This window comes from Tenacibaculum skagerrakense, from assembly GCF_004345825.1.
Classification (GTDB): domain Bacteria; phylum Bacteroidota; class Bacteroidia; order Flavobacteriales; family Flavobacteriaceae; genus Polaribacter; species Polaribacter skagerrakensis.
On sequence record NZ_SLXM01000002.1, the window covers coordinates 286,519 to 308,829 of the forward strand.

At 31.6% G+C, this 22,311-nt stretch carries 21 protein-coding genes; 15 read left to right on the forward strand and 6 right to left on the reverse strand.

Features of this window, described 5'->3' with window-relative positions; all coding sequences use genetic code 11:
• Positions 1 to 35: 35 nt before the first annotated feature.
• On the forward strand, positions 36 to 1,739 hold the full coding sequence (locus EV195_RS05615; protein ID WP_132793814.1) for a hypothetical protein: 1,704 nt from the start codon (positions 36 to 38) through the stop codon (positions 1,737 to 1,739).
• Positions 1,740 to 1,757: 18 nt separating this feature from the next.
• Entirely contained in the window at positions 1,758 to 2,117 is a 360-nt protein-coding gene (locus tag EV195_RS05620; protein WP_132793816.1) for a hypothetical protein, read from the forward strand.
• On the opposite strand, the gene EV195_RS05625 is transcribed toward EV195_RS05620, so the two are convergent.
• Together EV195_RS05625 and EV195_RS16925 are read right to left on the reverse strand one after the other, a co-directional pair.
• Entirely contained in the window at positions 2,114 to 3,013 is a 900-nt protein-coding gene (locus tag EV195_RS05625) for an EamA family transporter (protein ID WP_132793817.1), read from the reverse strand. The genes EV195_RS05620 and EV195_RS05625 overlap by 4 nt on opposite strands.
• A gap of 136 nt (positions 3,014 to 3,149) precedes the next feature.
• Positions 3,150 to 4,103, reverse strand: a complete 954-nt coding sequence (locus EV195_RS16925; RefSeq protein WP_132793819.1) for a bifunctional helix-turn-helix transcriptional regulator/GNAT family N-acetyltransferase — start codon at positions 4,101 to 4,103, stop codon at positions 3,150 to 3,152.
• A gap of 148 nt (positions 4,104 to 4,251) precedes the next feature.
• Here EV195_RS16925 and EV195_RS05635 point away from each other — a divergent pair, with 148 nt between their 5' ends.
• The 5 genes from EV195_RS05635 to EV195_RS05655 are packed head-to-tail and all read left to right on the forward strand — an operon-like array spanning position 4,252 to position 6,690.
• The gene (locus tag EV195_RS05635) at positions 4,252 to 4,608 is read left to right on the forward strand and encodes a DoxX family protein (protein ID WP_132793820.1); all 357 of its coding nucleotides are present in this window, start codon (positions 4,252 to 4,254) and stop codon (positions 4,606 to 4,608) included.
• A complete protein-coding gene (locus EV195_RS05640; protein WP_132793822.1) occupies positions 4,601 to 4,999 on the forward strand; it encodes an OsmC family protein in 399 nt (132 codons plus the stop codon). Before EV195_RS05635 ends, EV195_RS05640 begins: the two co-directional genes overlap by 8 nt.
• Positions 4,996 to 5,526, forward strand: a complete 531-nt coding sequence (locus tag EV195_RS05645; protein ID WP_132793823.1) for an NADPH-dependent FMN reductase — start codon at positions 4,996 to 4,998, stop codon at positions 5,524 to 5,526. The genes EV195_RS05640 and EV195_RS05645 overlap by 4 nt, the downstream gene beginning before the upstream one ends.
• A 1-nt stretch (position 5,527) precedes the next feature.
• Positions 5,528 to 5,968, forward strand: coding sequence for a MarR family winged helix-turn-helix transcriptional regulator (locus EV195_RS05650; RefSeq protein ID WP_132793825.1), 441 nt, complete (start codon positions 5,528 to 5,530; stop codon positions 5,966 to 5,968).
• 2 nt (positions 5,969 to 5,970) lie between these two features.
• Complete coding sequence (locus EV195_RS05655; protein WP_132793826.1) at positions 5,971 to 6,690, forward strand: pirin family protein; 720 nt, start codon at positions 5,971 to 5,973, stop codon at positions 6,688 to 6,690.
• Positions 6,691 to 6,834: 144 nt separating this feature from the next.
• Here EV195_RS05655 and EV195_RS05660 read toward each other — a convergent pair whose 3' ends face one another.
• Positions 6,835 to 8,565, reverse strand: coding sequence for a T9SS type A sorting domain-containing protein (locus EV195_RS05660; RefSeq protein WP_132793828.1), 1,731 nt, complete (start codon positions 8,563 to 8,565; stop codon positions 6,835 to 6,837).
• A 152-nt stretch (positions 8,566 to 8,717) separates the two neighbouring features.
• Here EV195_RS05660 and EV195_RS05665 point away from each other — a divergent pair, with 152 nt between their 5' ends.
• A complete protein-coding gene (locus tag EV195_RS05665) occupies positions 8,718 to 10,745 on the forward strand; it encodes an NADPH-dependent 2,4-dienoyl-CoA reductase (protein ID WP_132793830.1) in 2,028 nt (675 codons plus the stop codon).
• On the opposite strand, the gene EV195_RS05670 is transcribed toward EV195_RS05665, so the two are convergent.
• Both EV195_RS05670 and EV195_RS05675 read right to left on the reverse strand, forming a co-directional pair.
• Entirely contained in the window at positions 10,746 to 11,708 is a 963-nt protein-coding gene (locus EV195_RS05670) for a hypothetical protein (RefSeq protein WP_132793832.1), read from the reverse strand.
• Positions 11,709 to 11,712: 4 nt separating this feature from the next.
• Positions 11,713 to 12,684 carry a pepsin/retropepsin-like aspartic protease family protein gene (locus EV195_RS05675; protein WP_132793833.1) on the reverse strand — a complete coding sequence of 324 codons (972 nt, stop codon included), beginning with the start codon at positions 12,682 to 12,684 and terminating at the stop codon, positions 11,713 to 11,715.
• Between the two features lie 211 nt (positions 12,685 to 12,895).
• Here EV195_RS05675 and EV195_RS05680 point away from each other — a divergent pair, with 211 nt between their 5' ends.
• The 5 genes from EV195_RS05680 to serA all read left to right on the forward strand — a co-directional run bounded on the left by EV195_RS05680 (position 12,896) and on the right by serA (position 17,953).
• Positions 12,896 to 13,072 (forward strand): CAL67264 family membrane protein, encoded by a 177-nt coding sequence (locus EV195_RS05680; RefSeq protein WP_243693076.1) that lies wholly within the window; start codon positions 12,896 to 12,898, stop codon positions 13,070 to 13,072.
• Between the two features lie 41 nt (positions 13,073 to 13,113).
• Positions 13,114 to 14,805: an energy-dependent translational throttle protein EttA gene (gene ettA / locus EV195_RS05685; RefSeq protein WP_132793836.1), complete on the forward strand. Its 1,692-nt coding sequence runs from the start codon at positions 13,114 to 13,116 to the stop codon at positions 14,803 to 14,805.
• A gap of 117 nt (positions 14,806 to 14,922) precedes the next feature.
• Entirely contained in the window at positions 14,923 to 15,363 is a 441-nt protein-coding gene (gene tnpA, locus EV195_RS05690; protein ID WP_132793838.1) for an IS200/IS605 family transposase, read from the forward strand.
• 296 nt (positions 15,364 to 15,659) lie between these two features.
• The gene (locus tag EV195_RS05695) at positions 15,660 to 15,890 is read left to right on the forward strand and encodes a hypothetical protein (protein ID WP_132793840.1); all 231 of its coding nucleotides are present in this window, start codon (positions 15,660 to 15,662) and stop codon (positions 15,888 to 15,890) included.
• Positions 15,891 to 16,069: 179 nt separating this feature from the next.
• Positions 16,070 to 17,953 carry a phosphoglycerate dehydrogenase gene (gene serA / locus EV195_RS05700; RefSeq protein ID WP_132793841.1) on the forward strand — a complete coding sequence of 628 codons (1,884 nt, stop codon included), beginning with the start codon at positions 16,070 to 16,072 and terminating at the stop codon, positions 17,951 to 17,953.
• A gap of 96 nt (positions 17,954 to 18,049) precedes the next feature.
• On the opposite strand, the gene EV195_RS05705 is transcribed toward serA, so the two are convergent.
• Positions 18,050 to 19,423: a hypothetical protein gene (locus tag EV195_RS05705; protein ID WP_132793843.1), complete on the reverse strand. Its 1,374-nt coding sequence runs from the start codon at positions 19,421 to 19,423 to the stop codon at positions 18,050 to 18,052.
• 187 nt (positions 19,424 to 19,610) lie between these two features.
• Between EV195_RS05705 and kynU the strand changes: the two genes are divergently transcribed.
• Positions 19,611 to 20,873 carry a kynureninase gene (gene kynU, locus EV195_RS05710; RefSeq protein WP_132793844.1) on the forward strand — a complete coding sequence of 421 codons (1,263 nt, stop codon included), beginning with the start codon at positions 19,611 to 19,613 and terminating at the stop codon, positions 20,871 to 20,873.
• Position 20,874: 1 nt separating this feature from the next.
• Positions 20,875 to 22,287, forward strand: coding sequence for an FAD-dependent oxidoreductase (locus tag EV195_RS05715; protein WP_132793846.1), 1,413 nt, complete (start codon positions 20,875 to 20,877; stop codon positions 22,285 to 22,287).
• Positions 22,288 to 22,311 lie beyond the last annotated feature (24 nt).

Consider the following 22,311-nt stretch of genomic DNA (forward strand, 5'->3'; position numbering starts at 1 on the left):
CTTGTTAATTGAAAGAACAACCAAAAACTTAAAAAATGATTAAAAACTATTGGAACAAAGGAGGGAAGCAAAAGTTTGTAGTAATCTTTTGGATGACTGTTTTACTCTTAGCACTTTTTATTCTTAGAGATGATTATCAACCTGCATTATTGTTTGTTAGAAAATATATCTTCATCATTTTACTATGTTTTAGCGTGTTGTTTTTTGGTTTACGAAAATTTAGAAGAACAGCAAGTACAGGAGGTCGTTTACTTACTCTTTTCGGAATCGTTTTGTTTTTAGGCGGATTATATTTTATCGGATGGCATTTAAAAATGTACGATTACGTAAAAACGTACAATGTATTCAATAGCTTAAATCGTGTTGAAATAAATGAGTTGCCGTTAACGCGTAACGAACGTATTCAACCATTAATGAACATCTTTTCAATGGCAAATGAATCGGTAGGAGAAACCAAAGATGTTTCACTTCCGCATTTAGTTAGAATCGATTCTATTAATAAATGGACAATGGCCATTCAGCCAACAGAAAAATATGCTTGGCAGGGTATGACGGATAATACAGAAGAGGTTTTTGCAGTGTCAAGTACAACTCCGTTTCCAAGGTTTTCAAGTGAAAACAGAATTCCAGTTACATTCTCCATAGGTGAATCTTTAAAATTTAGCAGAAATACGTACAATGCAGTTGTGCAGCGTTTCAATATTTTTCAATTGTTTAATTTGGAACCAAGCGATACCTATTACATGAAAAATGATAAAGGTGCTTGGGTTCAGGTGGTGAGTTTGATTAAATGGAAAGGTTTCTTTTTTCCATATCCAAGTTTCGGAGGAGTAATGGTTATTGAAAATGGAGCGCACGATTTTAACGATTATATCGAGCGTATTTTAATTGGAAAAGGAACGTATATTTCTCCTGAAGAAATGCGCAATTATCCGTATTTAACGCGTCAAAATACCTTAGCTGAAAAAGTTTCTCGCTTACAAGCAGAATCGTTAAAATTTATTGGTGGTTTTAGCGATCCGTTACCTTGGAATATGGAAACGGCGGTTAAAATTCCAGATTTACCAGATGACCAAAATCAACAACCTTTTGTTACCGATTTTGATTTTTCGGATACCAAATCGGATGCTTACACAGGATTGTACCATTGGTTTGGTTTAGAGCCAGTAGGAGAGGAAAGAACAAGTTTAACTTTTAGCGTTTTTATACCTGCTGATGGAACGGATAAGTTATATTATTACGATCATGCTACTAAAAAGCAAGGATATGCAGGGGTTTCGGCAATGCCTTTAAAAGTAATTGAATCTCGAAAAGAGTTTGATTGGTCGGTTAATAAGCCAGTTGAATTTAGACCTTATATAAAAGAAATAGCAGGAAGAAAGCGTATGTTTTTCTTGAGTACGATTTCTGCTATTCGAGATGAATCAAGTAAGTTTGATGGTTCTGCAACACCTGACTTAGCTTTAATTGATAGTGAATATCGTGATGTAGTTTGGATTGATGCAAAACACCCGAGTGAGTGGAATGTAAAAGTATTTGAACAGTTGGGAGAAGCTTGGAAAGAAAGTGAAACTACCAACGATTACTTTAAAATCAATCCTAACGTGTTTAAAGACCAACAAAAAGCGGTTTTAGATTCAATTAATATAAAATTGAGTGAAAATAAGAATGAAAAAGTGATAGAAGAACTTCAAAAAAAGATTGATTCTATTAAGGCGTTGGAAGAGAATAAAAATTAATAATAAATATAATTGTCTATGACCTGGGCATTACTATTATTTGTTTTGATAGGATTGTTTACTTCAATTTATTCAAAAATACAATTTCTTAAAAATAGAAAAGGATGTGAAAAAATAGAAGCAGAAGTTGTAAGCTATAAAAAGGAAAGAGGCGGAATGAGAAATGATTACACAACTTTTCATTATCCCTATGTAAAAATAGAATATGAGCCAGGTGAATATATTCTTGTCAAATTAAGGTATGCCAATAATATAACTAAACCGTTTTCTATTGGAGAAAAAGTGAATGTGTTTTGGTATTACGATGATTTATTATATTGGGATACTTATGAGAAAGGGATTTATAAATATTTGCCAAATTCATGGAATATTTTTTAAGAATATAAAATCAACGCTACACCAATCATAATTCCGGCTAGCGGCACTAATTTCTTTCGTTTGTTTTTCTCTTTAAATAAAATACCACCGAGAATAACAGCAATAATTAACTGACTTCTTTTTATGGCAGATAATAGCATGATTAACGATTCTGGATCTTGTAATGCTTTAAAATAAAAGTAATCTGCTAATTGTAGTAAAATTCCAACTGCAGGAATAGACCATCGCCATTTAAAAGCTTTACGTTTTTCAATTTTTGGAAACCAAATAACACTCAGAATAACTAAAAGAATCAGAATACAATAAAAGCAAAACCAAAATTGTAAGGTTTGCGGATTCAAACTAATTTTCTGAATTAAAAACTTATCGTATAAACCACTCGAAGCTCCTAAAAAAGTTGCAGCTATAATGGCATAAATCCACTTGTTACTTTTAAAGACTATTCCCTCTTTTTTTCCAACTTGAGAATATAAATACACAGAAAAAATAATTAGAAAGAAACCAATCCATTGATATAAACTTGGTCTTTCTTGATAAATAAACATCGCTCCTAAAAATGTAAAAAAGGGTCCGCCAGAACGAATTGGAGCAACAATAGTCAGTGGTAAATGTTTTAAAGCTTGGTATGCTAAAATCCAAGAAGCACACATAATCATCGACTTTATAAATATAAAACCATGTTTTTCTAGTGGAATATCCTGAATGATAAATCCTGCTTTTCGGGTTGCCTCAGGAAAGAAATGAGAACCAATGTAAAAAGGTAATAAAAGTAAAAGTCCACTAATTAGTGTACCTAAAAGTACTGGATATACTTCATTGTCTTTTACAGCATGCTTTTTACATAAATTGTGTAAACCTAAAAATAATGCAGCCAAAAGGCCTAAATACATCCACATAAGTATTGCTTTTTTGTTTTAAAAGCTGCAAAACTAATTAATACAAATGATTTAGACCTTGTTGTTTAATGATTGTCTTTAATATGAAAGTAATAAACATCAACCTGAACTTATTTCAGGTTCTCATTTACGTAGCTTACAATCCTTTATAAACCATTTTAATATCACTGCGTTTATATGGAGAGTTATTTTCTAATTGTACTTCTACAAAACCAAATTTTCTATAGATATAGATTGCATTTTCTAATTTAGTGTTCGAGTAGAGTAGTAGCTTGTTGAACTTATTTTCTTTGGCAAAATCAATACATTTTGTCATTAATTGTTGACCAATTTTATAACCACGATGTTTAGGCGAAACAGCCATTTTTGTTAACTCAAAAGTTCCATTGTCATCTAAAGGCATTAAGGCAACTGTTCCAACCACCTCGTCATTTAATTTAGCAAAGAATATATATCCACCTTTGTCAATAATATACTTTTGGGGTTTGCTTAAAACTTCTTCATCAAAAGGCTCCACATAAAAGTATGTTTTCAACCATTCAATATTTAATTCATAAAAATATTGAGCATATTCAGGATTGTATCCTGTAATTTCTAGCTGTTTTTTGTTGTTTAACGTGTAATGTTCCATAATAGCATCACTAAAATTCTGTTGAGTAAATTTTTTTTCTAGTTTATTGATGTGTTCGATTAATGAATCCGATTTAATTTGAGTGTAATCTTTAATGGTATGTTCTATACTTTCCCAAAGTGGTTGAATATCTTCAACTAGTTGAATTCCTTTTTTGGAAAGAGAAATGAGTTTTTTACGCTTGTCTTCTTTGTCTGATTTTAAACGAATCAATCCTTTTTTAGCTAATTTGTTAATTGCTTGAGTAGTTGCTGGCTGAGATGTTTGTAAACTCTGATTGATTTCTGTATTCGTAACTTCCTTTTTATGTAGTATTACTTTCAAGGTAGGAAATAGATATGGGTCAAAATCAAACCCTAAAGTATCATAGACAATCTGAGTTTCTTTCATCATATATTCACTTAATCTTTTAAGACGAGATCCTATTCCAACTTCTCCAATTCCTTGTAAAGCATCCATATTTAAATTCTTATTTATATAAGTACTTATGCAAATTTATAAATTTAATTTAAATAAATGTAAAATAAATTATATTCCATAAATTTATATTCCTTGGAAAATAATTTAAAATTTAGTAACTTTGTATAGAAATTAAATAACCTTAATCATGAATAAAAATAAAATCATCTATTACGCAGCTACTGGATTGTTAACAGCACTTATGCTGTTTTCTGTTAGTATGTATCTTTTTAATAATGCTGAAATTGTAAAAGCTTTTGAAACAATGGGGTATCCTAGTTATTTAGTGTATCCTTTAGCTACCGCAAAAGTTTTAGGTTTAATTACTATCTGGTTTATAGCGAACAAATCATTAAAAGAATGGGCATATGCTGGATTCTTTTTTAATACGTTACTTGCTTTTTTTGCACATGTAATGATTGGAGATGGACAACAAATGGGAGCGTTAATAGGATTTATTTTAGTGATTATTTCATACACTTTTAGTAAGAAAATAAATGAATAAAGCATCAATAAAATTATCGACAAGAGATTACATGACTGAAGCTAAAATGAGAAATCATTTTGAAGTAATCGACGAACCAGTTACTGTTGGAGGAGATGACAATGGAGCAACACCGGTTGAACATTTATTGTCTGCATTAGGCAGTTGTGTTGCAATTACTTTACGCATGTATTCACAACGTAAAGGTTGGGATTTAGGAAAAATATCTGTAGATATTACTCAAAAGAATGTTCAAACGCAAAATGGAGTTTCTCAAGTTTTTGTAGAAGATATTTCTTTTGAAAAAGAACCAACAGACGAACAAAAAAAGAGACTTAAAGAAATAGCAGGAAAATGTCCTGTTGCCAAAATAATAAAAGGAGAAAATTTAATAGAAAGTAATATAATATGAAAAAAATAGTAGCATTCGCAGGAAGTACAAGTAGTACATCAATCAATAAACAATTAGCAACTCACGCAGCATCAAAGTTAAACAGCTTAGCATATGATGTGTTGGACTTAAATAATTATGAAGTGCCAATTTATAGCGAAGATGTAGAAAAAAACAATGAATATCCTAAAGGCGCTTCAGAATTTAATACTGCATTAGATTCTTATGATGGTTTTATTATTTCTTTAGCAGAACATAACGGTTCTTACACTGCCGCATTCAAAAATTTATTTGATTGGGTATCTAGAAAAAATAAAGAAGTATTTAGAAACAAACCGGTTTTAGTGATGGCAACTTCTCCAGGAGCTAGAGGTGGTGCTTCCGTTTTAACAAGTGCTAAGGCAACTTTCCCACACATGGGAGCGAATGTAGTAGCTAGTTATTCTTTACCTCAGTTCTATGAAAATTTCAAGGATGAAGAAATACAACATGATGGACTAAAATCTCAATTAGAAGAAGCAGTTAGCGAATTCGAAAAATCAATTTAAAATGGGAGACATAGCTAAGGATATCAATACAACATTTGAAAGCAATAAGCTTAAGGCTTTTTTGAATATTAAATACACAGCAAGTTGGATTAATACAAAAGAAGTTGAGTTTTTTAAACCTTATGGTATTTCTCCTCAGCAATATAATATCCTTCGAATTTTAAGAGGTGCGGGAGAAAAAACTAAGGTGCAAGTTGTAAAAGACAGAATGGTAGATAGAGCACCTAATGTTACTCGTTTAATGGATAAACTCTTAGAGAAACATTTAATTGCTAGATCTCGTTGTGAGGAGGACCGGAGAGTAGTATATGTTAGTATTACTGATGAAGGTTTGTTATTGCTATCTGAATTAGATGAAGCGATGACAGGGTTCGATGTTGTTAAAAATTTAACCGAAGAAGAAGCTGAAATATTAAGCAATTTATTAGATAAAATAAGATAATCATGAAACTAGAAAAGTTTCCTGCAGAAACAAGAGGATTTGCAAATCACGGTTGGTTGCAGGCTAACCACTCTTTTAGCTTTGCAAATTTTTATGATCCAAATAGACTTCATTACGGAGCATTACGTGTTTTAAATGATGATTTAATAGCGCCTGGGACAGGTTTTAGTACGCACCCACATCAAAATATGGAAATCATAACAATTCCTTTAAGTGGTGTGTTAAAACATAAAGACAGTATGTCTAATGAGTGGTTGTATGTAAAACCTAATGAGGTTCAGGTGATGTCTGCTGGAAAAGGAATTTATCATTCTGAAATGAATGGATCAACAGAAGACCATTTAAGCTTATTTCAAATTTGGATTATTCCCAATAAAGATGGAGTTGAACCAAGATATAATCAAGAAGCTTTTAATCCTGAAGAAAGAAAAAACAAACTACAAGTATTAGTAAGTTCACTAGATGATTCAAATAAAAATGGATTAAAAATTCATCAAGATGCTAAATTATCTCGTATCGATTTAGATGAGGGAAAAACTTTTAAGTATGATTTAAAATCTGAAAAACATGGAGTTTATATCATGAATATAAGTGGAAATATAGCTGTGGATAATCAAGAATTATCCAATAGAGATGCACTTGGGGTTTCAAAAACAACTACTTTTAGTATTCAAGCAAACACAAATTCTGAACTATTATTTATTGAAATCCCTATGAACTAGTTTTTGACTTCTTGGTTAAAGACTTATTAATATCATTTATCTACGTCATTCTGAATTTATTTCAGAATCTTCTAATCTCTATTGCTGAAGCATAATGAGAAACTGAAACAAGTTCAGTTTGGCGTAAAATTTTAAAACAGCCTTTTATTTTTTAATCACTTTTATAACTTGATGTTCACCATTTTCATTTTGAATTCTTATATGGTATAAGCCACTAGCAAAAGAATCAATATTTAGTTGAACTTTAGATGACGAAATTTTGGTAGATAAAACTGATAGTCCAACTGAATTAAAGATAGTAATTGAGTAATTGTTAAATTCTTTAAATTGAAGGTTTAAATCTCCAAAAGTCGGATTTGGAAAAGCATTATTTTCGAGTAATACAACATCTGGGTTACTAAGTGTTCGATTTACTGAAAAATCTGTTACAACAGGAAAATGATCAGAAGCTACACTAGTGTCAAATTGTTGAAGCCCGTATAAGTTTAATCGGTCGGTTGGCATTATTTCAGTTTGAATTACAAATGACTTTTCTGATGTTAATACATAGTCAGAAAAAATCATGAAATCCAATTTACCTGGAGGAAAAGAAGAACTATCCGATCGCCACGTATAACTCATTCTAATCTCACTCTGTAACGCATTTTCTTCTTTAAAATCAGAGTTATCCCAATCCAATGCTCCTCCAGCACCGTACGTAAATGTATCTTGAATATCTCCAGTTAAAAGTGTTGTTAATTGTTGTGAAAGTCCTACTAAATTCAAATCACCAGAGTACACCATAGGTGTGTTCTCAGGCAATGTAATTATTCCGCCTTCAGATTTAGCATCCAAAATAAAAGCAGCGTATTGGTCGGCTTGATCTTGACGGGCATCGTCTGCACCACAACAATTTAAATGTGCGTTTGTATATAATAAATCAGTTCCATAACTATCAGGTAAATCTATCAATACAGGAAACTGTCTCGTTAAGTCCCATTCTTGAATAATTTCCCAACGCGATACTGTAACTTCACCACCATGTTTTCGAACATGCCAACCTTCAGCATTACCAAGTGGAAGCCAATTGTCAAATAACGATTTAATATAACTTGTACTCGTATTAGAGCTTTCAACAAAACCTACAATATCAGGCTGAATTGCTTTCATGATACGTTCGTATTCATCAAGTTTATTAGAGTCTAGTAACGAGTTTAATTTGGTGTTATAGGCTACGATTCTAATGAAAGAATTATCAGTTTTATTAAAATCTACAGGAGTATAAGGAGTAACTGGTGTTTCATCAAAAATGTACGTGAAAACATTGTTAAGATTTGGCAACCAATCAAAATTATCTCTATTTCTCAATAAGATTTTTACACTAGATGAGGGAAATAAAGCATTGGTTCCGTCAGGAATTGCATTACGCCCTATAGCTATTTCAAATTCATCAGAAGTTACAGTAGGTGCAGATCTAAATTCTATATCAGAAAATAGCACCTGAGGAGCGGTTGTTCCAGTGTAATTATTGTAAACAATTCGATTAGCAAACTCTATACCTAATTCAGCACCATAATCATCTCTTACTTTAAAACCTGTTTCAGAATTAGTATCGGTATCTAAATAAATAAAGAAATTGTGTAAAATAGGAGATCCTTCTGTCAAATCAAATTCTTGATTTGCTTTTACTCTTATATATAAATAATTCTCATCGTTGGTAACTTGAAATTCTAATAAATCAACACCATCAATTGTTTCAGCGGTATCTATATACGTAGTTAAACTTGGAGTCCAATCATCAAAAAAACCGTCTATGGCTATTGGAGTAGATTGAGCATTTAGGAAAGAACTAGCTATTGTTAAAGTAATTAGTAGTGAGGTTTTTATAATATTCATTAGGTCTAAATCTTAGCGAAGCAAATTTAATATGAATTGATAATAAAATCTTGAAAAATGGTGATAAATAACAATTATGATTTTTATTTTAGGAAAATAGAATTATCTTGCAAGTATTATGCGTGCATAATAAATTTAAAACAACAAATTAGATGACTAAGTACAAACATATTTTTGAACCATTAGATTTAGGATTTACTACTTTGAAAAATAGAATCTTAATGGGTTCTATGCACACTGGACTTGAAGAAGAAAAAAATGGGTATGAAAAGATTGCCGCGTTTTATGCTGAAAGATCAAGAGGAGGTGTTGGATTGATTGTAACAGGAGGAATTGCTCCAAATATTCAAGGTTGGACAGGTCCTTTTTCTGCAAGAATGAGTACTAAGAAGCATGCAAGAAATCACAAAGTAATTACAGATGCTGTTCATAAAGAAGGAGGAAAAATATGTATGCAAATTTTGCATGCTGGAAGATATGGTTATCATCCACTAAATGTTGCACCTTCAGCAATTAAAGCACCTATCAATCAATTTAAACCCTTTAAGTTAAAGGAATCTGGAATTAAAAGAACCATAAAAGATTTTGTTCGTTCTGCTTCACTTGCAAAAGAGGCAGGGTATGACGGAATTGAAATTATGGGTTCAGAAGGATATTTAATCAACCAGTTTATCGCCAAAAGAACAAATAAACGAAATGACGATTGGGGAGGTAGTTATGAAAACCGAATGCGTTTACCTATTGAAATCGTAAAACAAACTAGAGAAAAAGTAGGTAAAGAATTTATAATTATCTATCGCTTATCAATGTTAGATTTAGTTGAGAATGGTAGTTCTTGGGATGAAATTGTAACACTGGCTAAAGAGATTGAAAAAGCAGGAGCAACTATTATCAATACAGGAATAGGTTGGCATGAAGCTAGGATTCCAACAATTGCAACTTCAGTTCCTAGAGCGGCTTTTACATGGGTTACTAAAAAAATGAAAGAAGAAGTTTCTATTCCATTAGTAACTTCAAATAGAATTAATATGCCAGAAACGGCAGAGAAAGTGCTTGCAGAAGGAGATGCAGATATGATTTCAATGGCACGTCCGTTTTTAGCAGATCCAGAATGGGTGAATAAAGCAGAGCAAGAAAAGTCGGATGAAATCAATACTTGTATAGCTTGTAATCAAGCATGTTTAGATCATGTTTTTGAGCAAAAAGTTGCCAGCTGTTTGGTAAATCCAAGAGCATGTCATGAAACAGAATTAAACTATACACCAACAGATAAAAAGAAAAAAATAGCTGTAGTTGGAGCAGGACCAGCTGGTTTAGCTGCGTCTACAGTAGCAGCGCAACGTGGGCATGATGTAACGTTGTTTGATGGAGAATCGGAAATAGGAGGGCAGTTTAATATTGCTAAGCAAATTCCAGGAAAAGAAGAGTTTTATGAAACGATTCGTTATTTCGGAAAGCAGATAGAATTACATAATGTAAACTTGAAGTTGAACACAAGAGTTTCTGCTGAAGAGTTAATGGAACAGGATTTTGATGAAATTATATTAGCAACTGGTATTTCTCCTCGTGTTCCTCGAATCAATGGAATAGAACATGAAAAGGTGTTAAACTACATTGATGTATTAAAACTGAAAAAACCAGTTGGAAAAAGAGTTGCCGTTATTGGAGCAGGTGGAATTGGTTTTGATCTTTCTGAATACTTAGCTCATGAAGGAGAAAGTACTTCTCAAAACATTGATGCTTGGTTAGAAGAATGGGGAATTGATAAAAAAATGGAAGCTCGAAGTGGTATTGAAGGTGTAGAAAAACATGTACATCCATCACCAAGAGAGATTTATATGTTCAAGCGTAGTAAAGGAAAGTTTGGAGGAAACTTAGGAAAAACTACAGGTTGGATTCACAGAGCAAATCTTAAAAAGAAAAATGTACAGTTTATCAATGAGGTACAGTATACTAAAATTGATGATGAGGGATTACATTATACTCAAAATGAGGAACAAAAATTACTTCCGGTTGATAATGTTATTATTTGTGCAGGGCAATTACCTTTTAAAGAATTGTTAGAACCATTGCAAGCTAAAGGAGCAAATGTTCATGTGATTGGTGGAGCTGATGTTGCCGCTGAATTAGATGCTAAAAGAGCTATTGACCAAGGAAGCAGGTTAGCAGCAGCACTATAATTATTTGATCATTTTTACTGAATTAATATTACCATGTCCATCAAATTCCTTCACGGGGTTTGATGGATCTGTCATCCACTCTCCATCTACAATAAACTTATAGTGATGTTTTCCATAAGGTAAACGAGTAGAAAAAGTCCAACCATTTTCTGCTTTTTTCATTTCATAAGAACTCTCAGACCAATCATTAAAAGAGCCTGTTAAGATTACTTTGTTAGCCTCTAGATTACCTTCTAAATAAAATTGAACTTTTTGGTTAATATCAATAACTGAATTGTACTCCCCATATTCATTAGGAGTTTTATTTGAATTTTCAGGATCTTCTATCCAATAGCCATCAATGATAAAACGATACTCATAACGATCTGGTTTTAACTGTAACGTTAATTCCCAGCCTTCATCTGTTTTATTCATAGAAAAAAGTTCTTCATTCCATTTGTTAAAAGAACCCGCTAATATTACTTTTTTGGCGTTTCTGTATCCTTTTAAAAAAAACTTAGCATTACCTTTTTTACTTGGATATCCGGTGTACATTTTTAGGTTGTAAGTGTAGTAGTTTTTGTTGCCTTCTTTTGCGTACGTAATGTTGCTAACATTTTTATCAGGCTCAGCCCAAATTCGATTGTTAATTACAAATTTGAATTCCCAATTAAAGTTATCTTTAAAATCATCTAGCTTTTTACGAAGTTCAAAAATATGTTCACTTACCTGTGTCATTTTCCAGCTATCTCTAGACCATGAATTAAAATTACCTGCAACTACTACATTTTGGATGTCAAAATCGTCAAACTCCAATCGCTCTAGTGTTTTTTCGTCGGTAGCTTTTGTATAATCTCGTTTGTCAAAAGAAAAAACAACTTCATCTCCTTCAATTCGATACCCTTTCATAGAATTCTCCTGAGAGAAAGCTTTAAAGTTTATAAAACTGATTAGTATAATATATATGTAAATCCAATATTTCATTTAATTATCGTATCAAAGGATATTTAATTATATATAGTTTTTCTTTTCTGTAATTTATAATAACTCGTCTTTGCGCGAAAAAATCATGCCCCAAAACACCATCTAAATCTGTACCAAATGCTTTATTCATATTATGTAAATTCGTTAGCATTGTTTTCATCGGACCAAAATAGGTTTTATCACTAAGTCTCACTCGAAACAGATTTCCATATACTACTTCAATCTCCTTTTTACTGGCTCCGATTAGCTTTATTCTTTTTTGCGGATAAAAATGTTTAAGTGCTTTTTTAGAAATTCCTTTATGAATTTGATTGAATTCAGCACCCGAATCCAGCGCTAATGTAACTTCTTCTTTGCCAATATAACTATTTATAACAATTGTATGGTTTTTAAGTTGAAAGTCTAAGGTGTCAGAAATTTTCTCTAAATAAATTTTATCGCTTAATGTATTTCCTTCAGAATCAATCTTAGTTAAAGTAATTTGATTTAAATACAAATCAATAAACACTTCATAATCCTTTAAGATATTAAAGCCAATAATTCCTAAAAGTTTTATTTTTTTGCTTTTTTCAATATGAGATAAATCTATAATGTCAGATTGTTTGTCTTTCAGAGTCAGCTCTTTGAGTGATAATTTTTCTATTTTTTTTTCGAATAGCTTGTCAACATTCTTAAGAATTCCAGAAGTAGTTTTAGTAGCTTTTTGGAAGGGATACGTTTTAAAGTGAACTTTATTTAAAATCATAGTTTCAGATCCAGTATCTATAATGAAGTTACCACTTTCACCTTTTATCTTCCCTTCAATTACGATAAGCCTATCAACTAATTTAAACGGAATTCGAGTAGAGTACTCATTAATTATAGTAGCGTTTTTTAAACGAATGGGAATAGAATTAAATACAATTTCGTTGTCAGTATTAGCAATACCAACTTTGTAAAGTACTAAGAGAATTAGTAAAAAAAACCTTTCAGCCATATTTAAAAGACGATACTATATATGGTAGTGTTACACTTTTACCTATTAGATGAAGTGTATTTTTTTCTAAAAAAAATGGCGATAGATGTAAAGAATTGCTTTTGAAGTTCAAATATTTCTCGATATTTGTATTTCACTTTGCGCAATATTGTTACCGTTAAACTTCTTAAAAAGATAAGTAACGCGCTTTAAAAATAAAGATTCAATGGCAATGAATAAAAATACAGTGTTGGGTTATGCAACATTAATTATGATTATAATGGGTGTTCTTTTAGTGATGTTAGCGATTTTTAAATACGATGAAATTGCTGGATATGGTTTTGGAGCCGTAGGATTAGGTTTTTTCTCAATCGCTTGGGTTTTCAATGCTTTAAAAGGACGTGTATAACAAACTATTACTTTTTAATTTAATAAACTAACTAATCAAAAATGTCTGACGATAAGAAGATCATTTTTTCCATGAATAGGGTTTCTAAAACCTATCAATCTACTGGAAAACAAGTTTTAAAAGATATATATCTAAGTTTCTTTTACGGAGCTAAAATTGGAATTTTAGGTCTAAATGGATCGGGTAAGTCTACCTTGCTTAAAATTATTGCTGGAGTTGAAAAAAACTACCAAGGAGATGTTGTTTTTTCACCAGGCTATAAAGTAGGATATTTAGAGCAAGAACCACAATTAGATGAAGATAAAACAGTTTTAGAAATTGTTAAAGAAGGTGTTGCTGATGTAGTTGCAGTATTAGATGAGTATAACAAAATCAACGATATGTTTGGTTTGGAAGAGGTGTATTCTGATGCTGATAAAATGCAAAAATTAATGGATCGCCAAGCAGAGCTTCAAGATAAAATTGATGCTTCTAATGCATGGGAACTAGATACTAAGTTAGAAATTGCAATGGATGCTTTGCGTACTCCTGATGGTGATAAGAAAATCGGAGTATTATCTGGAGGAGAAAAACGTAGAGTTGCTTTATGTAGATTATTATTACAAGAACCTGATATTTTATTATTAGATGAGCCAACCAACCACTTAGATGCAGAATCTGTACATTGGTTAGAGCATCATTTAGCACAATACAAAGGAACTGTAATTGCGGTAACGCACGACCGTTATTTCTTAGATAATGTAGCAGGTTGGATTTTAGAATTAGATAGAGGAGAAGGTATTCCATGGAAAGGAAACTATTCTTCTTGGTTAGACCAAAAAGCAAAACGTTTAGAACAAGAAAGTAAAACAGCTTCTAAACGTCAAAAAACATTAGAGCGAGAGTTAGAATGGGTTCGTATGGCTCCAAAAGGGCGTCATGCTAAATCAAAAGCCCGTTTAAAGAACTACGACAAATTAATGAATCAAGATCAAAAGCAAACGGAAGAAAAGCTTGAAATCTATATTCCAAATGGTCCGCGTTTAGGAACAAATGTAATTGAAGCTAAAGGTGTTTCTAAAGCTTTTGGTGATAAGTTATTATATGAAGATTTAGAGTTTAACTTACCACAAGCAGGAATTGTTGGAATTATCGGTCCAAACGGGGCTGGTAAGACGACTATTTTCAGAATGATTATGGGAGAGGAAACTCCAGATGCTGGAACATTTACAGTCGGAGAAACAGCTAAAATTGCTTATGTAGATCAAAACCATGCGAATATCGATGTAAATAAATCGATTTGGGAAAACTTCTCAGACGGGCAAGATTTAGTAATGATGGGAGGAAAGCAAGTTAATTCCCGTGCGTATTTAAGTCGTTTTAATTTCTCAGGAAACGAACAAAATAAAAAGGTAGATACACTTTCAGGAGGGGAGCGTAACCGTTTGCATTTAGCAATGACGTTAAAAGAAGAAGGAAACGTTCTTTTACTGGATGAGCCTACGAACGACTTAGATGTTAATACACTTCGTGCATTAGAAGAAGGTTTAGAAAACTTTGCAGGTTGTGCGGTAGTAATTTCTCACGACCGTTGGTTCTTAGATAGAGTGTGTACCCATATTCTAGCATTTGAAGGAGATTCTCAAGTATATTTCTTTGAAGGTACTTATTCTGAATATGAGGAAAATAAAAAGAAACGTTTAGGTGGAGATATCATGCCAAAACGAATTAAGTACAAAAAATTAATTCGATAACAATTAAAACTCACCGAAAGGTGAGTTTTTTTATTTATTGGTCTCAACTAAGGGTCTAAAACCCTGCAATTTTATTGCAGCACTTTCAGTTATATGAAAAATTAATACCTTTCAGATATGGAAAGATCACTACGTAAAGGCTCTCATACAGTAAGTAGGTTAACCTGTCATATAGTTTGGGTTACAAAATATCGTTATCAGATATTGAAAGGAGATATTCAGGTTCGTTGTCGAGAACTTCTGATGCAAATTTGCGATGCAGAGAACGTATCGATTTTAAAAGGATTAGTTAGTTCAGATCATATCCATATGCATATGCATATAGAATATGCCCCTAAACAAAGTGTAAGCTATTTAGTAAAACAACTTAAGGGAAGAAGTTCTCGTAAACTTCAACAAGAATTTAGAAAATTAAGTGATCTTTACTGGGGGAAACATTTTTGGGGAGTTGGCTATGGTGTTTGGAGTACAGGTAATATCACAGATGAAATGGTTAATGAGTATTTAGAACATCATAGGAAACCGAACTCGGATAATTCTAATTTTATATTAGAATGAAAAAGGGGACTTTTAGTCCCCAGTATAATAAAACCTCTGTACTTTCAGTACAGAGTGATTTAGTAATATTTTATATGAAGGAGTTTAAAGTAAACATAATGTTACTAAAGAAACATTATGTAATAGTATTTTTAGGTTTAATATTATCGAGTTTACTAGCTTTACTTATTGGCGCTATTTTTACAATGTTTTTAAAATTTCATAATACTACTTTTATAGTATTTGTGTTTTTGAGTATTGTGTTTTATTTATGGTTCATTGATTTTTTTAAAAGTTTTTATATTAAAAGAATCAAATTGATTTTGGATACTGATAAATTGATTGTCGAAGGACTTAATAAAGACGATATAAATATTGAATTAGACCAAGTAGAACAATTTAATTATAAATATCAATTCAAAAATTATCCAATTATTTCTATAAAATTAAAGAACAAAAAAAGGATTAAATTTCATTATTTCGAAAAGTGTAATGAGGAAGTTGAGGAGTTTGTCTATTTAATGAAAAATTCTTTGAAGAATTATTAAAATAGATTACTAGTAATCACTTAACTTTTAAGGTAGTTCAAAGGTTTTCGGTTTTGGTATATCTAAAAAAACAATCATTAAATTATCAATCTGCTAAAAATTAGAATTTTAGTGATTTAAATGTTTTTTCTCAAAAAAATAGATTGTAATTTTCACGTTTCAATAGACAATCTAGTCTCATGAGTAAATATTATATTTTTGACTTCGATAGTACGCTTACAAAAGTAGAAGCGTTAGATGTACTGGCCGAAATAACGCTAGCAAACAATCCAAAAAAAGATGAAATTATTGAAGAGATTATCAAAATAACCAATTTAGGAATAGATGGTGAGATCTCTTTTACACAGTCTTTAGAACGTAGGATTAAATTATTGAATGCAAAACGATCCGACCTAGATTTGTTAATTGAAGAATTAAAAAAGCGTGTTTCTTCATCTATTGAAAGAAATAAAGAATTCTTCGAAGCTTATTCTGATCAGATTTATGTGATTTCAGCAGGCTTTAAAGAGTTTATTGTTCCTATAGTAGCTGAATATAATATTTCAGCGGATAGAGTTTTTGCCAATACATTTGAGTTTAGTAAGAATGGAGATATTATTGGATTTGATAGAGATAATATTCTATCTGTTCATAATGGAAAAATTGAATGCTTGAAAAATTTAAATTTGAATGGCGAAATTCAAATGATTGGAGATGGTTACAGCGATTATGTAACCAAAGAAGCTGGTGTTGCTGATAAATTTTTTGCGTATACAGAGAATGTTCAACGCGAAAAAACAATTCAAAACGCCGATTATATTACACCGAATTTAGACGAATTTTTATTTATAAACGATTTGCCAAGAAATATATCTTATCCAAAAAACCGTATCAAAATGTTATTACTTGAAAATATACATATTGATGCGTATGAGAAATTTTCAACTGATGGATTTACAGTAGAAACTGTTTCAAGGAGTTTATCAGAAGAAGAATTAATAGAAAAGCTTCAAGATGTTCATGTTTTAGGAATACGTTCTAAAACACAAGTAACACAAAAAGTAATTGAAAATGCACCAAGACTATTAGCTGTTGGAGCTTTTTGTATTGGAACAAAACAAATCAACTTAGAGGCTTGTAAGGAAAACGGAATTGTTGTTTTTAATGCTCCATATAGTAATACACGTTCTGTTGTAGAATTAGCTATAGGTGAGATTATTATGTTAATGCGTAGTGTTTTTCAGCGTAGTTCCGAGATCCATAATGGAGAATGGAATAAAACTGCACAAGGTTCAAGAGAAGTTCGTGGTAAGAAACTAGGTATTGTTGGTTATGGTAATATTGGAAAACAATTATCTGTTTTAGCGGAAGCTTTAGGTATGGATGTGTATTATTATGATGTTGAAGACAAGTTAGCTTTAGGAAATGCTACAAAAATGAACTCACTTTCAGATTTATTATCAATTGCTGATGTAGTTACGTTGCATGTCGATGATAATGCATTGAATAAGAATTATATAGGAGAGAAAGAGATTTCTCAAATGAAAGATGGTGCACATTTAGTGAATTTATCTCGTGGTTTTGTGGTAGATATTTCAGCATTAACAGCGGCATTAAAGTCAGGAAAATTAGCTGGTGCAGCTGTTGATGTATATCCTGAAGAACCAAGTAAGAATGGAGAATTTTACACTGAGTTAAAAGGATTGCCTAATGTAATTTTAACACCTCATGTTGGTGGTAGTACAGAAGAAGCGCAACGAGATATTGCAGATTTTGTACCGAGTAAAATAATGGGGTATATAAACTCGGGTAATACAGTAGATGCTGTGAATTTTCCAAATATTAGATTACCAAAGCAACAAAATGCACATCGTTTTTTACATATTCATAAAAATGTTTCAGGTGTAATGGCAAACATTAATAAAGTGGTTGCAGAATATGGTTTAAACATTGTTGGGCAATATTTATCTACTGATGATAAAGTAGGTTATGTAATTACGGATGTTGATAAAGATTATAATCAAGAAGTAATTCAGGAACTAAAAAATATAAAAGGCACTATTCGTTTTAGAGTATTGTATTAAAAAAATATTCATAGTTAAAATTAAAAAACCTTGTTGAAAATTTTCAACAAGGTTTTTTTCATCTATAAAATATAAAAAAGTTTGGTTAGCGATTTTTTATTTTAAAGTATCAATATTACTTTGAATCGACCAAGCAAAATCAAGCATTAATCTTTTTTGGAAAATTGAGTCTTTATAACTTAAATAAGTATCTCCAACATAAGGAGGCGAAGACACATTTGAATTTACACTTACAGCTGTATTTACAGCAGCCGACATGTGACAACTCATACAGTTAGACATGGTTCCTAAATTGGTTTCAATTTTAGCGCCATTACTGTATACATAACTAGTCTTGGCATCAAAAACATCATTTCCAAATCCAGACTCTAAATAAGGGTTAAATCCTATAACTAATTCTCCTTCATTTTTACCACCTACATAAGGTTGAGCAGGAATAACCATAGAATAAGCAATATCCATAGCATAGTGTCTTGCTTGATTAGATAACCCAATACCGCTTCTAGCAGAGGCAATATCATCAGAACTTGGAATAGAAGGAGTATCTGGAGTTGCAGACCACCAGAAAGTTTGCCATACCCAACGCTTAATCTCCTTTGTTCCAACATGCATTCCAACTAATAAAGCAATATCACCTTCTTTAGCTTGTTTAGTTGGGTCAGTTATATTGTTTGAAGAGTTATACGAATCAGCTAAGCTCTTATCAATTGAAAAATGTATAAAGTCATTTAAGTAAAATGTATTTTCAGCAGTAACATTATTACATTCATAATCTAAGCGACCATTTGGATTTGATTTAGTAGACGCATTAGTATCTACATGAATACAAGATTTCCATTCCTTTTCAGGATAACCTTTGTCTTTATATTCTGGACCATGCCAAGCAGCCATTGTGTAAATTCCTTCAGAACTTACACTGTTTTGAGTAATTACTTTATAAACTGGTTTAATAGTAATAGCGTCATGTGGAAACTCAGGAATTTGACTATATTCACCTGTTTGCATCGCTTTTAAAGTCGATAAATAAAATATTTTATTGTCAACTGCATATTTTTCAGCAGAAGGATTATAAGCAACAACTTCAACGATATCAGTATCGTCAAAATCCGTTTGCTTTAACTTTGCATGCCCAAACTGATTTGGCTTATTAAATCGTAATCCCATAAATTCATTTTTAGTAGGATTATTCATTTTATCCAAAATTTGTTGTGGGCTAGCCCATGTTTGATAAGTTAATTTTCCTCCTTCCACAGAAGAAGTTAAATGTTTCCAAACATACCAGCTGTGCTTGTACATTGCTTTAAAATTATCGTTAGCAATCCACTTATTAATTGTAGTAGAGTCAGATGGGTATTGGTAAGTTTCTACTGGAGGAACAACCGATCCATACTGATCATCTTTTTTAGGTTTATTACATGAAGTAACAATCAAAATACTTGTAAGTACAGCAATGAACTGAATAGTTTTCATAAAGTTAGTTTTTAATTGGTAGGTTAAAATTAGTTCTAAATTTAACATTTTTTAACTAAAATAGCCTAAGTGTATTTATAAAAAGTATTAGTGTACAGATTTTGGTAATGAGTGCTCATAATTTACTCCTTAATAACAAATAAGAAGGAAGCTATTTTTTATATATTTGAGTCAAAATCAATCTTTGATGAACTACGAAAACTCGTTAGACTACGCGAAACAACTTGATAGAGAAGATTCATTAGCTTATGTACGTGATGAATTTCATATTCCAAAAGACAAAAATGGTAAAGACTGGTTGTATTTTACAGGAAATTCACTAGGACTTCAACCTAAACAAACACAACAATATATTCAACAAGAGTTAGATGATTGGGCAAAATTTGGTGTAGAAGGTCATTTTGAAGCAAAAAATCCTTGGATGCCATATCATGAGTACCTTACAGATAAAATGGCAAAAATTGTTGGGGCAAAACCATTAGAAGTAGTGGTGATGAATACGTTGACTACAAACCTACATCTGTTAATGGTTTCGTTTTATCAACCAACAAAAGAGAAGTATAAAATTGTTATCGAAAGTGATGCTTTTCCATCGGATAGATATGCTGTTCAATCTCAATTAAATTTTCATGGTTTCGATGTCGAAGAAGGTCTAATTGAATGGAAACCTAGAAAAGGAGAGGAAATATTAAACATTGAAGATTTAGAACAAATCCTTCTAGAACAAGGAGATGAAATAGCTCTATTACTAATAGGTGGTGTTAATTACTATACAGGTCAGTATTTAGATCTAAAAAAAATAGCTGAACTAGGTCATGCAAAGAGTTGTATTGTCGGAATTGATTTAGCGCACGGAGCAGGAAATATTCAACCTAATTTACACGAAAGTGGTGTAGATTTTGCAGCTTGGTGTACGTACAAATATTTAAATTCTGGGCCAGGAAGTTTGTCAGGATTATTTGTTCATGAGAAGCATGCACACAATAAAGAATTGCCTCGTTTTGCAGGATGGTGGAATCATAATAAAGAAACAAGGTTTAACATGCGACAACCTTTTGATGTAATGCCAGGTGCAGAAGGATGGCAATTATCAAATCCACCAATTTTGTCAATGGCTGCAATTCGTTCTTCATTAGATTTATTTGATAAAGTAGGTATGGACGCTTTACGAGAAAAATCTGAAAAACTAACGGGGTATTTCGAATATTTAATCAATGAAATTGATACCGATAGAATTAAGGTAATTACACCTTCAAACCCAAAAGAACGAGGATGTCAATTATCCATTCAGGTGAAAAATGCAGATAAAAATTTACATAAAAAACTTACTAAAAATAATATCATAACAGACTGGAGAGAGCCAGATGTTATTCGTTGTGCTCCAGTTCCTATGTACAATACTTTTGAAGATGTATTTCAAATGGTGGCAATTTTAAAAACATTGTTGTAAAATGAACAAACAAGATAAAATACTAATTATTGGTGCGGGATTATGTGGTAGTTTACTAGCATTGCGGTTGGCTCAACATGGTTTTAGAGTAGAATTATATGAAAGTAGACCTGATTTAAGAAAGGTTGATATTTCAGCTGGTCGTTCAATTAATTTAGCATTATCTGATCGTGGATTTAAAGCGTTACGCTTAGCTGGCGTTGAGGAAAAAGCTCGTGAAATTTGTATTCCGATGTATGGAAGATTGATTCATGATATTGAAGGGAATACGTTTAATTCAAATTATTCGGGTAGAGAAGGAGAGTACATCAATTCAATTTCTCGTCAAGACTTAAATTCATTATTATTAGATGAAGCCGAAAAGCATGAAAATGTAAACATTCATTTTAATAGTAAATGTCTTTCTATAGATATTGAAAGCACAATCGCTCATTTTAAAAGTTACGATACAGGAGAAAAATTTTCTGTTGATGCAGATGTGATTTTTGGAGCTGATGGTGCAGGTTCTGTACTACGTAAAAGTTATTATTTAGAACGTAAATTTCTGTTTAGTTATAGTCAGGATTATTTGACTCATGGTTATAAAGAATTAGAAATTCCTGCGGATAAGAATGGAAAGCATCAAATTAGTAAAGACCATTTACATATATGGCCAAGAGGAAAGTATATGCTAATTGCCTTGCCAAATTTAGATGGAAGTTTTACAGTTACACTATTTTTAAGTTATGAAGAAGGCGAATACAACTTTAATAATTTAACTACAGAAGAAAAAGTAACTGAGTTTTTTGAAAGTCAATTTCCAGATGCATTAGCGTTAATTCCAAGTATAAAAGATGAATTTTTTAATAATCCAACAGGAGCTTTAGGAACTGTAAAGTGTTCACCTTGGATGTACCAAAATAAAACATTATTAATTGGAGATGCAGCACATGCAATCGTTCCTTTTTATGGACAAGGAATGAATGCTTCTTTTGAAGATGTGGATGTTTTTGATTCAATTTTAAATGAAGTTGGAGGAGATTGGGATGCTGTGTTTAAAGCTTATCAAGAAAGAAGAAAGAAAGATACTGATGCCATTGCTGATTTAGCTATTGACAACTATTATGAAATGAGAGATCATGTAGCGAATCCGCTTTTTAAACAGAAAAGAAAAATAGAGATGGATTTAGAAAAACACTTTCCAAAAGATTATTTTTCTAAGTATTCATTAGTTACTTTCAATGAAGAAATTGGTTATAATGAAGCTTTAAAAAGAGGAAGAGCACAAGATAAAGCATTGTTAAATCTTATAGCTGATGAAGCTGTTTCTACCTCAGAAGATATGTCTATTGATGAATTAAAAATAGTTCTTGGCAAAGTTCAAGAAGAAACAGATGATATTTTAGAAGAAGACAGAGTAGCAGGTTTAAAATAATTAAGAGAATGTCATCTCGAGCGT